At 42.6% G+C, this 15,987-nt stretch carries 15 protein-coding genes; 6 read left to right on the top strand and 9 right to left on the bottom strand.

Annotated elements, in window-relative coordinates; genetic code table 11:
• Nucleotides 1-114: 114 nt before the first annotated feature.
• The 4 genes from GL182_RS21015 to xerA form a co-directional block, all read right to left on the bottom strand.
• Complete coding sequence (locus GL182_RS21015) at nt 115-2,376, bottom strand: AAA family ATPase (RefSeq protein ID WP_163381763.1); 2,262 nt, start codon at nt 2,374-2,376, stop codon at nt 115-117.
• A gap of 138 nt (nt 2,377-2,514) precedes the next feature.
• The gene (locus GL182_RS21010; RefSeq protein ID WP_163381762.1) at nt 2,515-3,261 is read right to left on the bottom strand and encodes a DUF6794 domain-containing protein; all 747 of its coding nucleotides are present in this window, start codon (nt 3,259-3,261) and stop codon (nt 2,515-2,517) included.
• A gap of 167 nt (nt 3,262-3,428) precedes the next feature.
• Nucleotides 3,429-4,052, bottom strand: coding sequence for a hypothetical protein (locus GL182_RS21005; protein WP_163381761.1), 624 nt, complete (start codon nt 4,050-4,052; stop codon nt 3,429-3,431).
• A 131-nt stretch (nt 4,053-4,183) separates the two neighbouring features.
• Nucleotides 4,184-5,620 (bottom strand): site-specific tyrosine recombinase/integron integrase, encoded by a 1,437-nt coding sequence (xerA, locus tag GL182_RS21000; RefSeq protein WP_163381760.1) that lies wholly within the window; start codon nt 5,618-5,620, stop codon nt 4,184-4,186.
• 95 nt (nt 5,621-5,715) lie between these two features.
• On the opposite strand from xerA, the gene GL182_RS20995 reads away from it, so the two are divergent.
• Nucleotides 5,716-6,129, top strand: a complete 414-nt coding sequence (locus GL182_RS20995; protein WP_205603703.1) for a hypothetical protein — start codon at nt 5,716-5,718, stop codon at nt 6,127-6,129.
• A 14-nt stretch (nt 6,130-6,143) separates the two neighbouring features.
• On the opposite strand, the gene blaOXA is transcribed toward GL182_RS20995, so the two are convergent.
• The 3 genes from blaOXA to rimO are packed head-to-tail and all read right to left on the bottom strand — an operon-like array spanning nt 6,144 to nt 9,494.
• The gene (blaOXA, locus tag GL182_RS20990; RefSeq protein ID WP_163381759.1) at nt 6,144-6,968 is read right to left on the bottom strand and encodes a class D beta-lactamase; all 825 of its coding nucleotides are present in this window, start codon (nt 6,966-6,968) and stop codon (nt 6,144-6,146) included.
• Entirely contained in the window at nt 6,968-8,131 is a 1,164-nt protein-coding gene (locus tag GL182_RS20985) for a hypothetical protein (RefSeq protein WP_163381758.1), read from the bottom strand. The genes blaOXA and GL182_RS20985 overlap by 1 nt, the downstream gene beginning before the upstream one ends.
• Nucleotides 8,132-8,183: 52 nt before the next feature.
• Nucleotides 8,184-9,494, bottom strand: coding sequence for a 30S ribosomal protein S12 methylthiotransferase RimO (gene rimO, locus GL182_RS20980; RefSeq protein ID WP_163381757.1), 1,311 nt, complete (start codon nt 9,492-9,494; stop codon nt 8,184-8,186).
• A gap of 305 nt (nt 9,495-9,799) precedes the next feature.
• On the opposite strand from rimO, the gene trhA reads away from it, so the two are divergent.
• Together trhA and GL182_RS20970 are read left to right on the top strand one after the other, a co-directional pair.
• On the top strand, nt 9,800-10,447 hold the full coding sequence (gene trhA, locus GL182_RS20975; protein ID WP_240469914.1) for a PAQR family membrane homeostasis protein TrhA: 648 nt from the start codon (nt 9,800-9,802) through the stop codon (nt 10,445-10,447).
• A gap of 686 nt (nt 10,448-11,133) precedes the next feature.
• Nucleotides 11,134-11,526: a DUF302 domain-containing protein gene (locus tag GL182_RS20970; protein WP_163381756.1), complete on the top strand. Its 393-nt coding sequence runs from the start codon at nt 11,134-11,136 to the stop codon at nt 11,524-11,526.
• Nucleotides 11,527-11,561: 35 nt separating this feature from the next.
• Here the strand turns inward: GL182_RS20970 and GL182_RS20965 are convergent, their stop codons facing one another.
• Complete coding sequence (locus GL182_RS20965; RefSeq protein WP_163381755.1) at nt 11,562-12,233, bottom strand: FAD-binding oxidoreductase; 672 nt, start codon at nt 12,231-12,233, stop codon at nt 11,562-11,564.
• A gap of 115 nt (nt 12,234-12,348) precedes the next feature.
• On the opposite strand from GL182_RS20965, the gene GL182_RS20960 reads away from it, so the two are divergent.
• From GL182_RS20960 to GL182_RS20950, 3 genes are all read left to right on the top strand, one after another.
• On the top strand, nt 12,349-13,656 hold the full coding sequence (locus GL182_RS20960; protein WP_163381754.1) for an MFS transporter: 1,308 nt from the start codon (nt 12,349-12,351) through the stop codon (nt 13,654-13,656).
• Nucleotides 13,657-13,885: 229 nt separating this feature from the next.
• Nucleotides 13,886-14,503 (top strand): NAD(P)-binding domain-containing protein, encoded by a 618-nt coding sequence (locus GL182_RS20955; RefSeq protein WP_163381753.1) that lies wholly within the window; start codon nt 13,886-13,888, stop codon nt 14,501-14,503.
• A gap of 77 nt (nt 14,504-14,580) precedes the next feature.
• Complete coding sequence (locus tag GL182_RS20950; RefSeq protein ID WP_163381752.1) at nt 14,581-15,504, top strand: LysR family transcriptional regulator; 924 nt, start codon at nt 14,581-14,583, stop codon at nt 15,502-15,504.
• A 238-nt stretch (nt 15,505-15,742) separates the two neighbouring features.
• On the opposite strand, the gene GL182_RS20945 is transcribed toward GL182_RS20950, so the two are convergent.
• Nucleotides 15,743-15,913: a hypothetical protein gene (locus GL182_RS20945; RefSeq protein ID WP_163381751.1), complete on the bottom strand. Its 171-nt coding sequence runs from the start codon at nt 15,911-15,913 to the stop codon at nt 15,743-15,745.
• Nucleotides 15,914-15,987: the final 74 nt, after the last annotated feature.

Raw genomic sequence — 15,987 nt, 5'->3', positions numbered from 1 at the left:
AACCTACAATCCAGTGAACCGCCAAGTACGAGACCCGTACGCTTGGTGGTGTGAGAGCCTCAACCTGAGCCATTTGGCTCAGGTCGGGCTACTCGATTGTGCCTTCGTGCTTTTTTATATTATTTCAATACATTCGAAAAAGTCTCTCAAAACTGAACCGTGGTCTCCATTTGAAGGGTCTGAATCATTGTCATGTAGTTCTATGTTCAAGTCATCACATAATCGTAATAACTTGTTATAATCTTCAGTCGGATATTTATCTTCTAATGAAGTTGTAAATGTTCTTACACTCTTTCTTGATTTTATAGCATCTTCAAGTAGGAAGTAATATTTCCGTTTAAAAATATTTTCTAGAATCACTCTACAATCACCATCGTACTTTTCACTATATGACTGGTTGTCGTGAATTTCCTTTACTCGTTTGATTTTGGCAATTATTTTATCATCTGGAAATTCTTCTTCAATATTGCAATATGCAATTTTACTAGTGTTTATGCCATCGATTACTTTATCAAATTCTATTTTTATAGTTTGAGTAGAGGAATCACTGAATGACTTAAGATATACATCCCTATAGAATGTTTTTTCATGCGTTAATATAATTTTTTGCAAAGGCTTCTTTTCAATCCCTTCCTTTTGATATTTAACATCAGCAAGTAATTGAATAGTATCCCTTTTCCTTTCTTCATCGAAAGAAGAAAAAGGGTCGTCAAACACTAAAATCTTTTTATCTAATTTATCATCGTGTTTTAAAAGGGAGAGGAAAAAGGCAAAGGCCAAAACACGCTTATCACTTTCGCTTAATGAATTTTTGAAGTTAGGAATATCATTATTTTCAGAATCAAGACTGACAAGGTGCTTGTCGTAGAACTTAATAGTGAATAGTCTTTCGTCAGAACCTTTGAGTTTCTTTATCGGTTGTAAGTCATCAATCATAAAATTTGCTCCCATTCGCTTTAAATAGTAGTTGATTGACGTTTTATGAAGATCAAAAACTTCTAATGAATAATCTTCTAATTCCTTTCGTTTACTTTCCCTTTCAGTTCTCTTGCTGTTAAATGAATTATTTATTTGCTCAAATTCTTGGCATATGTCTTTGAATGCCTTGCTTATTCTCTGTTTTTGAAGTTCTAAGTCCTTTATTTCAGACATGACTTGTGATTGACTTATCGTTTTACCATCCGAAGGGAAATATTTCTCAAGAACTCTCTCAATTTCTTTAATCAGAGCATTTAATGGTTCTTCAAAAATTGAATCATAATCATTTGAAGGTGTAAAATACAAGTCTTGAAATTTGCTTTCAAAATCCTTTATTAAAGAATTAAAGGCAAGGATTATGTTCTCAAAAAACTCTTGGGTTAATTCAGTTTCAAGAGAGTATTTCTCAAAGTCAGCCTTCAAAAGGTTCGTGGTGTTTTCAAAATTAGCTGAATCCAATTTCTTTTTTATTTGTTGGACTTGTCTTTGAAGAGTTTGGTATTCACCTTTAAAAAACAGCTCATAAGATTCTAATAATCTAAGCTCTTTTGCATTTAGGTTTTGACCACAAAACACACAAGTCTCCTTTTCTTCTTTTGTTAAGTCAAGACCTTGTCTTAAAAAGTCCTTGCTTGCGTCCTTGTCTTTCCAATGGGCTGAAATGTGTCGGTTAATTTCTTCAGGATTGAAGTTTATTCTACTATTTAAAATCCTATTGAAATCTAAGCCTGATAGGGAACTGAAAAATGATAAATGTTTGCGAATAGTTGTTGTAATTATTTCCTTGTTTCGCAGGCGCTGTAATTCTTCTTTTTTGGCTTTAATTTGAACATCTAGGTCGGTTGTTTCTGGTAAAGCACAAAATTTTTCAATTGTGATATTTCCATAATCTGAACTAGGTAAAAGCTTGTTAAAGTTATTGGTCAGCTGTCGTTTCTTTTCGGTTAATTCATTCAATGCCGTTTGAAGCTCTTGTATTTTAGAGTTTAAATCAATTCCTTTTTCACCAATAATTATTTGATTTAAGCTCTTTTGGTTGTCGAAGGTTATTTCTTCCCCTTGAAATACATTCTCAGTAATGAATTGAGTGTCGAATATTTGAATATTAGGATTTCCTTTTGTCCATTGATTGCTATTAAAGTCAAGAATTGTTCTAGTGGCTCCATCGGTGAATCGGATTTTTATATCAGGACTTCCTGCTACTCCGAATGTTTTTTTCCCTTCAATTATTTTTTTGTCACCTGTTTGAATCGACCTGAAAATAGCAGTAAGGGTACTTTTGCCCAAGGTATTACGTCCGTAAATTATTGTATTGTCTTGAAATTGAGAACCTGCTGCTTGACAATCAACAAATTTTCCAACCTTTTTAATGTTTTGGATCGCTTCAATTTTATTCATCGATTTTCATTTTTCTGCATGAGGCACAACGGATGGCAATAAGAAACGTAGGGCATTTCGAAGCTCCTACCTATCAAGTTATCAAGCAGTTTATTAAATGTTATGTTGTTCAAATTTAGCACTTTCGCCCTATGTTTTTTATTGCGTGTTGGCTGTAGTACTTCCTTCATTATCAATCTTTTTCCACCAATAAGGATTTATCCAGCAATCAATCGAATCGCACTTTATCTGTTCATAAATCATTGGTTTGTCATTTATTCCGTCTCCGAATGAAATCAACTCAATTTTTAGTTGTTTATCGGATTTTTCAATCACCTTTGCAAGTAAAACAGCATTTTTTCTCGGCTCTCCCAACCAGTTCCTGTCATAGTAAACATGGTCTGTCAATGTATCGCCAATTTCAAATTGTGTCATGTACTCTGCCCATTTTATTGAATCTTGCTCGGCTCTCCATTTTGAGTCATTCATATTCACGTACCATTGATGAACATCTTTAATCTGCTGGTCAAGGTTAATCTCAATCCCGTTTAATTTACGGTGATAGGAACGAAGAATAACTCCTGACATGTCATCGTTATGGAAAAGTCCTTTTGCCGTTAAATTTTTTCTTAAATCCGATTTTATTACAATCAATCCAAACAGATATCGGTTATAAAGCCAGTAATTCCTAATCCACATGCCAGTTGAAAAATGTGTCTGGGCAACAAAATCATCCTCAGTCATTGATTTAATCCGGTTTTTAGTTGAATCAGGAATCACTTTATCCAATTGTGTTAATGCCTCATTAAAATCTTTCGGTATATATTTCTTTTCCTTTCTGGTTAGTTCTTGTCCAAACAGATTAAATGAAATTATCAATCCAATTATTAAAATGCTATATTTCATATGTTTCGTGGTCTTTTTGTATTACAGCCAACGTTTTGCAGCTTCCCGAAGGTGGCGATTTCGGAGCGATTCACTGTCAACCAAGCAGAAACTTTGATAGATGCACAAAGCTTGATTTAACCACTGAACCGCCACTTTTGGGTAGGTGCTGTTATGCCTCGTTTTTCCTAGTCTATTATGAATGGTGGACATATCCAAATTAATTTTTTGTCAGCGGTGAAAACCCCTTTTACATTACCACCATAATCACTGTCTACTCGTTCAAAGAAGTAATTTCTTTCTTTTTTATTGTTCAGAATAATTTCAAAACCACCATTTTCAATAAGTCTACAGATAGTTTCTTTCAAAATTTTTTTTGTTAGATTTCTTGGACCAAGTCTGTCAGTCTCAAACCAACTAATATCATCAAAATTTTCTCCTTTTGTCCAAATGTGTTCAAATGTCAAGCTGTCCGTAGATTTTATATAATTTATTACAATATTGTAAATTTTTTCAAAGTCTTCGTCTGATTCGCGTGCCTCAATTTTTAGCACATTTAGTAAGTCAGTTTTGTTCACATTCAACGTAAACTCTTTTTCAATGAAAACTACTTTAGGGTTTGAGATTAGCTGAGTTTGTAATAGATTTAAATGTTCCACATTCGACACAATGTCATTAACAAAATAGGTCTGAAAGTCCTGTATGTTGTCATTGATTGAGTCATTTTTCTTAGATACCTTATTGTCCGATTGTGGTCTTTGTCCGCAAGCAGCAAGAAAAATAGTCAATATTATAATTACTTGTCGTTTCATGTTAAAATGAGGCATAACTATTGGCTAACCGCAGCCATTGCGGTTAGTTCCCTTTTGGCCGTACGAACACAGCCTCCTAAAGATAGAAAAATTCCAATAAAATTCAACTAGCTTTTTCATTTCTATTCCGCTTAGCTATCCAGCAAATCTCCAGGAGAGACGATCTGACCCAGGTGTTTGCTGCTTACATAGGTGTATATCTCCGTGGTCTTGCTGGAGTTGTGACCCAAAAGCTGCTGAATATACCGCAGATCCGTACCCCCTTCCAATAAATGGGTAGCAAAACTATGCCGCAGCATGTGGGGATGAATGCGCTTTTTTATCCCCGCCTCCCTGCCATATTTACGGGTAAACTGCTGAATACTGCTGCTACTGTACCTACCTCCAAATTGTCCACCAAAAACGTATTCTCCCGATCCTGAGACTGACAGATACCGACTTAGCCTGTCCAACACCTGTAGCGGCAGTAACGTATAGCGGTCCTTTTTTCCTTTCCCCTGCCGGATCCGCAATAGCTTCCGATCCAGTTCCAGGTCTTCCTTTCTCAGTTGGATCAATTCCCCAACCCGTAAGCCGCCTCCATAGAGCAACATCAGGATCAGGTAATGCTTTTCGTTGACTTCACTGGCTTTTAGCAAGGCTTTTACCTCTTCCTTGCTCAATACTTTCGGAAGTACCTTTTCCTTCTTTGGACGACTGATATCGGAAAGTAGCAATTTACCCCTACCCAAATGGGTAAAATACAACCGGAGCGCATTCACCGACTGATGGATAGAGGCGGCGGACCCTCCCCGGGAGGACCATTCCTCGTGGTACTGGTTGATGTCAGACACGGTTACCTCACCCATATCCCGATCCAGCCATCGAGGATCATTGATAAAGCGCTCAATCATTTTCTTATACGTCACCAGGGTTCGCTCACTGTAATTGCGGGCCTGCATCATCTCCAGAAAATCCACCCGACAACTTATTCGATGGTCTCCCTTGTGCCACTGTGCCTGATACTGTTGGAGCAATTCCATGTCCCTGATCTCGATCCCTTTTCGGAAATTCAACAGGGCTATCCCCTTAAGTTCCCGAATGAGGACCTTGAAATCGCCGGAGTCGTTATTGCCCACAAAACTCCGGTATTGTGCACTCCATTTTAAGAAGGATTGGGCTTTAAGGAGTCGGTAGATGGGCTTGCTGTAGGAAAATGAATACTTGATCAGCGTATGCCCCTCGTGGAGTATGGGCATCGCCCATAACGTAGGTAAATCCATTCCATCTCCACCGGCCTGCTTATCCGAGACGGGTTTCAATACTTGGCAGCCCGATGAATAGGTCACTGGTTCACGGTTCAGGTAATACGTATTTACCAGGATATCGGGAAAACATAACTGTCTGAGCAGTTGAATACTGTGATCCGAATAGTCCATTTCCCAGCGTACCTGATCCGCCTTGAATTCCAACCAGGCATGACCGGTAACCTTGCTTCTTAGCGGATGGTCTGCCTTAAGCCGAAAATACACCCGGTCCTTGTTGCTTTCCTCGCAGAAATTCAAATAAACGTTGGCTTTCTTTTCCATCTTGCTCTTTTTTTGTGGTAAAAAAAAGAATCCTAAAAATAATTTCCGTATTATTACACGTGTATAAACGTTTATACACGTGTAATAATACGGATATGGATCGAAAATGCCCCGAATGTGGAGATGTTATCCATGGTAGAGAAGACAAAATTTTCTGCTCGGACCAATGTCGCTTTCAACGACATAACCGAAACAAGCGGAGAAGCGAAAAAACCATTTTGGATATCAATAAGATCCTGCGAAAAAATCGGCGGATCTTGCAAAACCTCAACCCAATAGGACTTACGGCTGTACGTAGGGAAATTCTTACCCGGCAGGGATTTGACTTCAATTTCTTTACCCACCAATACATCACCCAAAAGGGCAACTATTATTATTTTTGCTACGAATACGGCTACGCATATGCCGAAAAGGAAAAAATCAACGTGGTGACCTGGCAGGAATACATGAACCAACAGTTGGTCAGGTACCAGATTACCACCGTTGATCCGGAGACCAATCGGCCGTAGCTGCCCGATTCCCCCTACAAAAACCCCAGCACCTGCAGTGCCTCCAGCGTCAGCCCTTTTCTGGCCTGAAGAAAATCGGCATCACTGACTCCCGGTCCGGGGGCCAGGTTGCTGGCAAAAAAATACACCGCTCTCCCCTGCTCCAGATAGCCCACAAACCAGCCATTGTCTACCCCCTGATCCACTGACCAGCCGGCCTTGCCGCTGAGCCGGTAGTCTTCGGTATCTTCCATGACCATCATCTCCCGAAAAATCGACATGGTTTCCGCAGACAAGGGCAAATCCCGCCTATAAAGGCGTTTTAAAAAGCGGATTTGTTCCATCGGACTGATCCGGGAATCACCCCGCAGCCAAAATTGATCCAGGTTGTCGGCGCGCACATCCATCTGACCGAAATCAAGCCGACTCAGGTAGTCCTCCATCCGGTCCAGCCCTATTTTCCGGGCAATTTCCTGGTAACAAGGCACGCAGGACAGGTGAAAGGCCTGCTTAAAGGTCAAATCCCGCTCCCATTGGGACATGGCCCGGGCTTCCCCATTCCAGGGAAATTCCGTTGCCTCATCTTCAGCGATACCCAGTTCCAGGGCAATCAGGGAATGGGGAATTTTATAAGTAGAAGCGGGCAACTGACCTTTTTCGGCATGGTCAAAATCATTGGAATAATACCTGTCAGCTTCAGCGCTATACACCAGGATGCTCCCGCTGAGGCCTGCCTTATCCAGGATTTCCTGCAGCTCCGCAGACCGTACCTGCTGACCATAGGAGGATTCGGATAAATACCCGAAAATCAATCCCATCAAAAGGATCCGGAGAATGTAAAACCTGGTACTTTTGTTCATCAGCCCAAGACCTTATGGCGTTCAAAGGGTTTTTCCCGGTCAAAGAGGTACCGGTATGTATGGTGGGTTTTGTAGATGCTGGCGTTTAGTTGCTCACAGACCCGCATCATTTTCGGATTGAAATCTCCGATCCAGTTCATCTCAATGGTCTCGTAGGACAATTTCTTTTCGGCAATGTTATCCCGGTATTCGGTCACCATGGCGCTTTCCACGCCCTTTCCCTGAAACTCAGGCACCACCCCAAATACCAATCCCAGCATCTTGTCGGGTGGATTCATCGCTTTGTGCCAGAGAAATTTCAGTTTTCCCATCAGGTCCAGCTTTCCGTTGACGTACTTGAAGACCTGATTGATTTCCGGAATGCTCACAAAAAAGGAAATGGGTTCCTCCTTGTAAAAGCCAAAATAAACCAGGTACGGATCCACGATGGGCTTCATGTTTTTCAGGATCAGCCGGGCTTCCCTTTCGGAAATGGTCTTTCCCATATGGGCTGCCCAGGCCTTGTTATAGACCTTCATGAAATACTCCGGAAATTTGTCCCAGAGTTCCTTCCCCTTCAGGTAGCGGAAGGTGATATTCTTGTCTTCGCGGATGATTTTGGCCCGGGCTTCAATTTTGGGATCCATCACCACGCCCCGCACCTTGCGCATGTAGGTAAATTGCCGGAAATAAATCTGAAAGCCGTATTCCTCGAAAAAGGAGCGGTAATAAGGAAAATGCCAGTACATATTGTAGTTCGGCGGAGAAAATCCTTCCACCAGCAGGCCCCACCATTTGTCCCGCTCGCCAAAATTGACCGGGCCATCCATGGCCTCCATCCCCTGCGCCTGCAACCAATCCCGGGCCACATCAAAAAGCAAAAAGGCAGCCGCTTTATCGTGAATACATTCAAAAAAACCCATGCCTCCGGTGGGCTGCTTTTCTTTCCATTTGGGGTTGACAAAGGCCGCATTGCGGCCAATGGTATTTCCCTGATCATCCAGCAATAGCCAGCGGATGGCCTTCCCGCCACTTTTATACAATTTATTCGTTTCGGGATGAAACAGGTCCTCTATGTCCTTATCCAGGGGCCGGATCCAATTCTTCTCCTCCCGGTACAGCCGGACGGCCATTTCAATAAACTCCTTGCTCTGTGCTTGGGTACTTACTTCTACTACACGCATGAATGTATGTCAGTTTATGGTCAAAGAAAAAATAAATGCCTGGCTCCTGTGCTCAGACTACATCTCCATATAGGTCAAACTCCGTGGCTCCGGTGATCTTGACTGAAACAAAATCCCCCACCGGGCAATAAAACTTGCCGGCATCTATCAGGACCTCATTGTCTACCTCCACCGAATCATAGGCCGTTCGCCCTACAAAATGTCCGCTTTCCTTTTTATCAATGAGCACTTTAAAGGTTTTGCCTACTTTCTGCTGATTCAGTTCGAAGGAAATCTGTTCCTGCACCTCCATGATCCTGTTGGCCCTTTCCTGCTTCAGCGCTGCCGGCACATGGTCTTCCAGGGTATGGGCGTGGGTGTCCTCTTCATGGGAATAGGTAAAAACCCCCAGGCGCTCAAAACGCATCCGCTGCACAAAGTCCACCATCTCTTCAAATTCCTTCTCTCCTTCCCCGGGATGACCGGCGATCAGGGTGGTCCGGATCGCAATATCCGGTATTTTTGCCCTGATGGTTTGAATCAATTCCTCCTGCTTCTCCCTGCTGGTACCCCTGCGCATGGTTTTCAATACTTCAGTAGATCCATGTTGCAAAGGGATATCCAGGTAATTACAGATATTTTCCCGTGCGGCCATCACATCCAGTACATCCATCGGAAAGCCTGTCGGATAGGCATAATGCAAGCGAATCCATTCTATGCCTGCTACATCGGCAAGTGCGTTCAGGAGATCGGCCAACCGCCTTTTTTTATATAAATCCAACCCATAATAAGTGGAATCCTGCGCAATCAGGAGCAACTCTTTCGTCCCCTGGGCAGCCTTGTGCCTGGCTTCTTTCACCAGCTCCTCTATGGGCCGGGACACATGGCCCCCACGCATCAGCGGAATGGCACAAAAGGAGCAGGGCCGGTCGCAGCCCTCGGAAATCTTCATATAGGCATAGTGCGCCGAATGACTCAGTAACCTTTCCCCCACCAATTCATGCTTGTAATCCGCTTTAAATTTCTTCAGCAAAGCCGGTAAATCCCGGGTACCGAAAAAAGCATCTACCTGGGGGATCTCTAGCTCCAGGTCATCCTTGTACCTCTGAGACAGGCATCCGGTCACATACACTTTGTCCACCAATCCTTTGTCCTTGGCAGCAGCATACTCCAGAATAGTATTGACCGATTCCTGCTTGGCATTGTCGATAAAGCCGCAGGTATTGATGATGACGATGTTGTTGTCCCGGGCATTGGATTCATGCCGGGCATCAATACCATTTCCCTTCAGCTGGCTTAACAGCACTTCAGAGTCCACCAGGTTTTTGGAACAACCCATGGTGATGATATTGACTTTATCTTTCTTTATGGTTCTTGCTTTCATAATTTCCTGTAAAAGTACAAAAATAACCGTACACTGAGCCATCAATAAAGGCGCTTTCCCAGGATGTTACTGAATTATTAATATTGCACGGATTAAATAAAGAATCCTTAACGGTCAATGACCCGAACGAAAAAAAATAAAGGCATACTTTTGAAGCAGTAATACAGCGACAATTTTTTTATTACTCCTTACAACATTTTTACAAAAGGCTTCAGTGTCCACTGGGGCCTTTTTCTTTTCCCTGATGCCAATCCTGAAAAGAATGGATATAAAACTTTATCTTTGGAAAGGGAAAACGATGATCGATGATGACTCAAGCCGGTGAAAGGAAACAAAGCCTGAAGGAAGAATTTGCCAACAGCATTACCCACCTGATCGGGATATTATTCAGTATCGTGGCCATTGCCCTGCTGGTGGTTTTTTCGGTGATGAACGGAACGGCCATTCATGTGTTCAGCTGTAGTATTTTCGGGGCTACTATTTTGCTCCTATATACCTTTTCTACCCTCTATCATGCCATACCATCCGAAACCATCAAACCCCTGCTCCGGACTTTTGATCATATCAGCATTTACTTTTTGATAGCAGGTACTTATACCCCTTTCTTGCTGATCGGGTTGGGAGGGCTCAGCGGTTGGGTCTACTTTGGCATCATTTGGGGATTGACCCTGATCGGCCTGGTATTCAAAATTTTCCATACCCATCGGTTTTCCAAACTCTCCCTGATCCTTTACCTGAGTATGGGCTGGATGCTCTTGTTCTTTATCCGGCCCTTAATGGCCAATCTTACCCAGGACATCATTATCCTGGTGGCTGCTGGGGGCCTGGCCTATACCACCGGAGTGATTTTTTATGCCAACAAAAAAATGCGCTATGCCCATGCCGTCTGGCATTTGTTCGTATTGACCGGTACTGTGCTTCACTTTATAGCGATCCTATTGATGATCACCTGATTGGCTGTTTATCATTGGGGCTCGCTTGAAGTTTAGTCCCTTAGGTTTAGGTTTAATAAATGGTACCAATAAACTGGCTTTTCGAACATTTATTAGCTTTGATTGAAAGTCAAGGGTTGAGAAAAGCGAGTGGGCCGGCACAAAACCTGCCTGTCTTGAATTTTCTCAGGAGGGTGCGGGAGGATTGCGGGGGAAAGGATTTTTGTACCTTGACTTTTTGGTCAAGCAAAAAAGTACCAAAGGAATTAGCATTTACTACACCCACCAACCTACAAATCACCAAATTATTCCTTCATTACCTCCTCCCTCAGTCCCATTTTTTGGTCATGAATTAATGGCTGGTTACAGGGAGCGCTGTTCAAATTGGGCATTAGGGCTCGCATGAAGTTCGGTCTCTTAGTTTAAGGGTTAATAAATAACCGTCACCGGAAACCCGATAAGGACACCAGATAAAAGGGGATTTGTAATCCCCAAAACGGTCTCGAATTTGTTTTTAGCTGGGTGCAATTTATTCACGGGCACAACAGCAGGATGGCAAATCCTGCGTTATCTGAGTTCGACATTGCAAATGTCAAACAGCACGATCGATAAGAATACCTCCACGCAGGCGGACAATGTGACCATGGTCACCGTTCTTCTACCATAGATTCACTATCTTGAAGTTTCAACACCAAAAAACACATACTATGAACTATCACATGGATAAAATATTGGAAGCAAGTTCTATGGAGTCTGTCAAAGAAAAAGTAACGGCAGCCCTTAAATCAGAAGGCTTCGGGGTATTGACAGAAATCGATATCCAATCTGTCATGAAGAAAAAATTGGATAAGGATTACAAGCCCATGTTGATTCTTGGTGCCTGTAACCCTGTTTTTGCGGACAAAGTGCTCAGTATAGACCCCCACATGACGGCCATGCTTCCCTGCAATGTAACCATCAGGGAATTACCGGACGGGAAATTTGAGGTATCCGCAATCGATCCCGAAACCGCTATGGTGCCATTGGGCAATGAATCCATCAAGCCGCTGGCCAAAGAAGTGAAAGAAAAACTTTACCGGGCAGTAGCAGCAGTATCCTGAAAAAAAGGGGATTAAAAAACCCCCTTTTTATATTTTTATTGCTCAAAGACCAAAGCTTCCGGATTGGCTCCCAACTCTTTGAGGGCTTTATCTACTGCTGTCATAAATCCCTCGGGGCCACAGATATAAAAATGTTGGTTTTTGAAATCATTAATTTTACTTTTCAGATAAGCCTTATCGATCCTACCCTGGTCATAGGCAGTATCTGCCTGTTTTTCAATGATATTGTAAAACTTATGGCCCAGAATGGTCTTCAACTCCTCAAATAAAATGATATCCTCATTTGTTTTGTTGGCGAAAATCAGTTGATTGTTACCAATCTTATTCTTCTGCCTGAGGTCTCTGAAAATGGAGATGAAGGGCGTGACTCCTGCACCTCCGGCAATGAATACTCCTTCTCCCTTATATTCAATCGCACCCCAGGCATCTCCTATTTCTACCTGATCACCTGGCACGGCTTCTCCCAGCCTCTTGGTAACCCCCTCATGGTCATCGTATGTTTTTATGGTAAACTCCAGAAAATCGTCGGATGGTAAGCTGGTAAAGGTAAAGGGGCGTTTCTCTTCCTCCCACCCATCTTTGAGTAAACTCAGTTCCGTAGCCTGTCCCGGCTGAAACCTGTAGCCACCTGGTTTTTCAACTTTAAAAGAATAGGTGTCATGTGTTACTTGTTTTTTCTCTAAGATCTGCAATTGGAAAGTATCCATGTTTAAAAGATTTTTTTCTTGTTAAAACTGCTTTAGATTACTGCAAACATTAAACCAACAATGTAAATTTAGCTTTTTAATTTTAATTTTAGCAACTACCTGATTTTCATAATTCATGAGCGAAAAGAAAGAACTGGCCGAAAGGGTCTATGAGTGGATCACAGATGAGGGTGAATTACGGGTTTGTGATAAAATTTCAGCATCAGCCTGTAAAGAGACGCCCTTAAATTTTTTTAAAAACACCTTTAGTGGCTCCGTTTCCAAATTAGCGGAGCAGCTGGTCAGCCCGGGAACCACCCTTCCCTGGATTTTCTCGGCTTTGGGAGTGCCCAATGCCTTTACGGGGGCATTGGTTCCGATCAAAGATGCAGGCTCCTTATTGCCCCAATTGTTTGTCTCTGCTAAAATACGCTCCTTTCCCCGAAGGAAATGGTTCTGGGTGATCCCTGCCTGGATTCAGGCATTGGCCTTACTGGCTATGGCCTTTACCGTACTAAAGCTGGAGGGCAGCACAGCCGGTTGGCTGATATTGATTTTGCTGGCATTGTACAGCTGCTGTAGCGGAGTGGCCAGTATCGCCTTTAAGGATGTGACAGCCAAAACCATCTCCAAGGGAAAAAGGGGGCAAATGCTTGGCATGCGGGCTACACTCGGTGGGGTATTCACCCTCCTGGCCGGTGGGCTCATTCTCGCAGATCTATCCGGGGTAACCGATCGGAATCCCCTCTTTTTATTGGTATTGTCCGGGGCCCTGCTTTGGGTAATTTCGGGTTTTATTTTCAGTTTGATCAAAGAAGACAAAGGGGCTACATCGGGGGGCAGGAGCCCTGCAGAAGAGGTCAGAACTGCCTGGCAGTTTTGGAAAAACGATGCCAATTTACGGCGGTTTATCCTTGCCAGGGGACTTTTAATGGCCATTCCCCTGGCCCAGCCCTTCTTTGTCATTCTGGGAAAAGAGGAAATTGGAAGTGAGGTGGCCAACCTGGGCATTTTGGTCATCGCAGCCGGGCTGGCCAATGTGATCAGCAGTCCCTTTTGGGGCAGGTTTGCCGATAAATCCAGTAAAAAAATGATGGTGGTCGTGGGCCTGCTTGGTGCCTTAAATATTGTCCTCATGTCGCTATTCCCATTTTGGCCGGAGCCGCTGCAAAACAGCTATGTCTTTGCTTTTTTATTTTTAGTGCAGGTAATGGCGCATGGAGGTGCCCGGTTGAGCAGAAAAACTTACCTGATAGATTTTGCTCCAAGGGAGGAAAGGCCCTCTTATGTTTCCCTGGCCAATACGGCCATTGGCATTTTTACCCTGATCGGAGCAGGTCTGGGTGCCCTGGCCGGGATTTTGGGCGTACAAATCACCCTCTGGGTGTTTGCAGGATTACTCCTGCTGGCCAGCGGTATCGGCACTCGCTTAAAAGAAGTCTGATGGGCTTGGGCTGAAACTCGGGGAGAATTGGATTCAAACTGCCGAAGACCAAAAACTCCCCCGTTATTTGATAGATGAAATTATGAAATACAGGCCATGTTATTTGCATTTTATTATAATAATACAATGTTTTCATAATTTTATTTTATTATTACCAAATATTTGATTACTTTTCATTGTTTTTTAGTGCATTCACTAAATTTTAGGGCTAGGTAAAATTGATTTTGACATGAGGGATATTGCAATTTTGGGAGAAAGCAAACTGGCCAGGACTTTGGGAAACCGGTACATGGGCAGGGGCATCAATGTGACTTTTGGCGTTAAAAAAGGTTTTGAAATCACAGATATTGAATGGAAGATTTACAACAAACTTTCGGACAAGGTACTTCCATATAAAGAAGCCATCGAAAAGTCAGAAGTGGTGTTCATTTGTTGTGAAAACGATTGTTTGAAAACCATTTGCAACCTATTGCAACAGGCGGAAAGTCAAAAAAAGATGATCGTGGATTGCACCAATGGGGTATATGGAGCAGGGTTGGAATGCAATACCTCAGCCATAAAAAAACTTTTGGGCGGTAAAAATTTATTCAAAGCATTCAATAATTTAGGCCTGGATTATCCCAATTCTGATCCTTTGGGAATCATTCAGGAAACGTACTATTGTGGGGATAACAACGAGAATAAGCTAAAGCTCAAAAAGTGGATCGAACTGGCGGGATTTAAAGCCATAGATGCCGGAGCGTTTGAAAATGCCACCCTATTGGAAGCCTTTTATCACCTCAAAATGAAAATATCCCACCAGCAGGAACAAAGAAACAATTGCCATTTTAAATTGATATCGGTTTGAGATAAAACTTGCTTTAAACCTGAAAAAAGATTTTTATATTAACGAAAATTTATACTCAGGTTTATTTATTATAAGCAATGCATTATACCCTTAATCAGTTACAGGTATTTCTAAAAGTAGCCCAAACCCAAAGTGTAACCAAAACGGCCGAAGCCCTTCACCTTACCCAGCCGGCCATTTCCATCCAACTGAAAAACTTTCAGGATCAATTCGATATTCCCCTCACAGAAGTGGTGGGAAGGAAAATTTATATTACCGACTTTGGAAAGGAAATCGCATTGGCCGCCGAGCAAATCATCAATCAGGTCAATGCCATCAATCAGAAAACACTGCAATACAAGGGGCAGCTGGCCGGTAGAATGAAAATCACCATTGTCTCCACCGCCAAATACGTCATGCCCTATTTCCTATCTGATTTTTTACAACGCAATCCGGGAATAGAATTGCTAATGGATGTCACCAATAAGCAAAGGGTAATCGACAGCCTGGCAGACAATGAAGTGGATTTTTCCATGGTATCCATTTTGCCGGACAAGCTGCAATTGGAGCACATAGACCTGCTGCCGAATAAACTTTTCCTGGTGGGAAGTGCCAAAGCCCGTTTCGATGAAAGCCGCCCCCTGTCCGAACAATTGGGCGAATTGAATTGGATATACAGGGAAAAAGGCTCCGGAACCCGGCAAATGATGGAAGCCTTCGTGGAGCAAAACCACTGGGCCATCTCCAAAAAACTGGAGCTGACTTCCAACGAAGCGGTCAAACAAGCCGTTATTGCAGGGCTCGGGTTTTCCATCATGCCACTGATTGGAATCAAAAATGAGCTGAATAATGGTGACCTGAAGATTTATCCCATTCAGGGCTTGCCCCAATCCACCATGTGGCAACTGGTATGGATGAAGGGAAAAAATCACAGTCCGGTAACAGCAGCCTTTATCTCCTACATCAAACAGGAAGTACAGACTGTCATCGAGAAGAATTTTGAATGGTACCTCAAATACTAACGGGAGTTCGACCTATTTTCATAATAAAACCGCCATTCCGAGAATTATTTTTTTTTAACCCGGACCAGCCATTAGGAATCGTAATGAGCGCTTAAACGGCAAGAAAATCAGGCGGTTTGGTGATTGAGGCATAGCATCGCTATGGTGAAATCGAAAACAGCAGCGTAGCGGCTGATTTTGAAGCATTTTAAGGTCGTAATGAATAGGCTAATGCCTATTTCGGATTTAAACGCAAAAATCAAATCACATCCCCCAGCCCCCACCTGTTTTCTGAAGGGAGAGAGAGGGGCTTGTTAAAATCTGTCACCGGTAGGGATCCAATTGATCTCCGTAAGTCAATCATTTCTCCTACTTCCAAGTGCAAGAGGTACTCTATCAAAGTATTGGCATTCAATACCTTATAATACATCCTTTCTGATTCATAAAATTATTTAATCTTTTAGATAAGAATTATAAATTTTCATTTATGAAATACGGCCTTTA

The sequence above is a fragment of the Cyclobacterium sp. SYSU L10401 genome (assembly GCF_010993705.1).
Taxonomy (GTDB): domain Bacteria; phylum Bacteroidota; class Bacteroidia; order Cytophagales; family Cyclobacteriaceae; genus Cyclobacterium.
The sequence above is the reverse complement of the archived record's forward strand: the minus strand, read 5'-3'. Positions and strand labels throughout refer to the sequence as shown.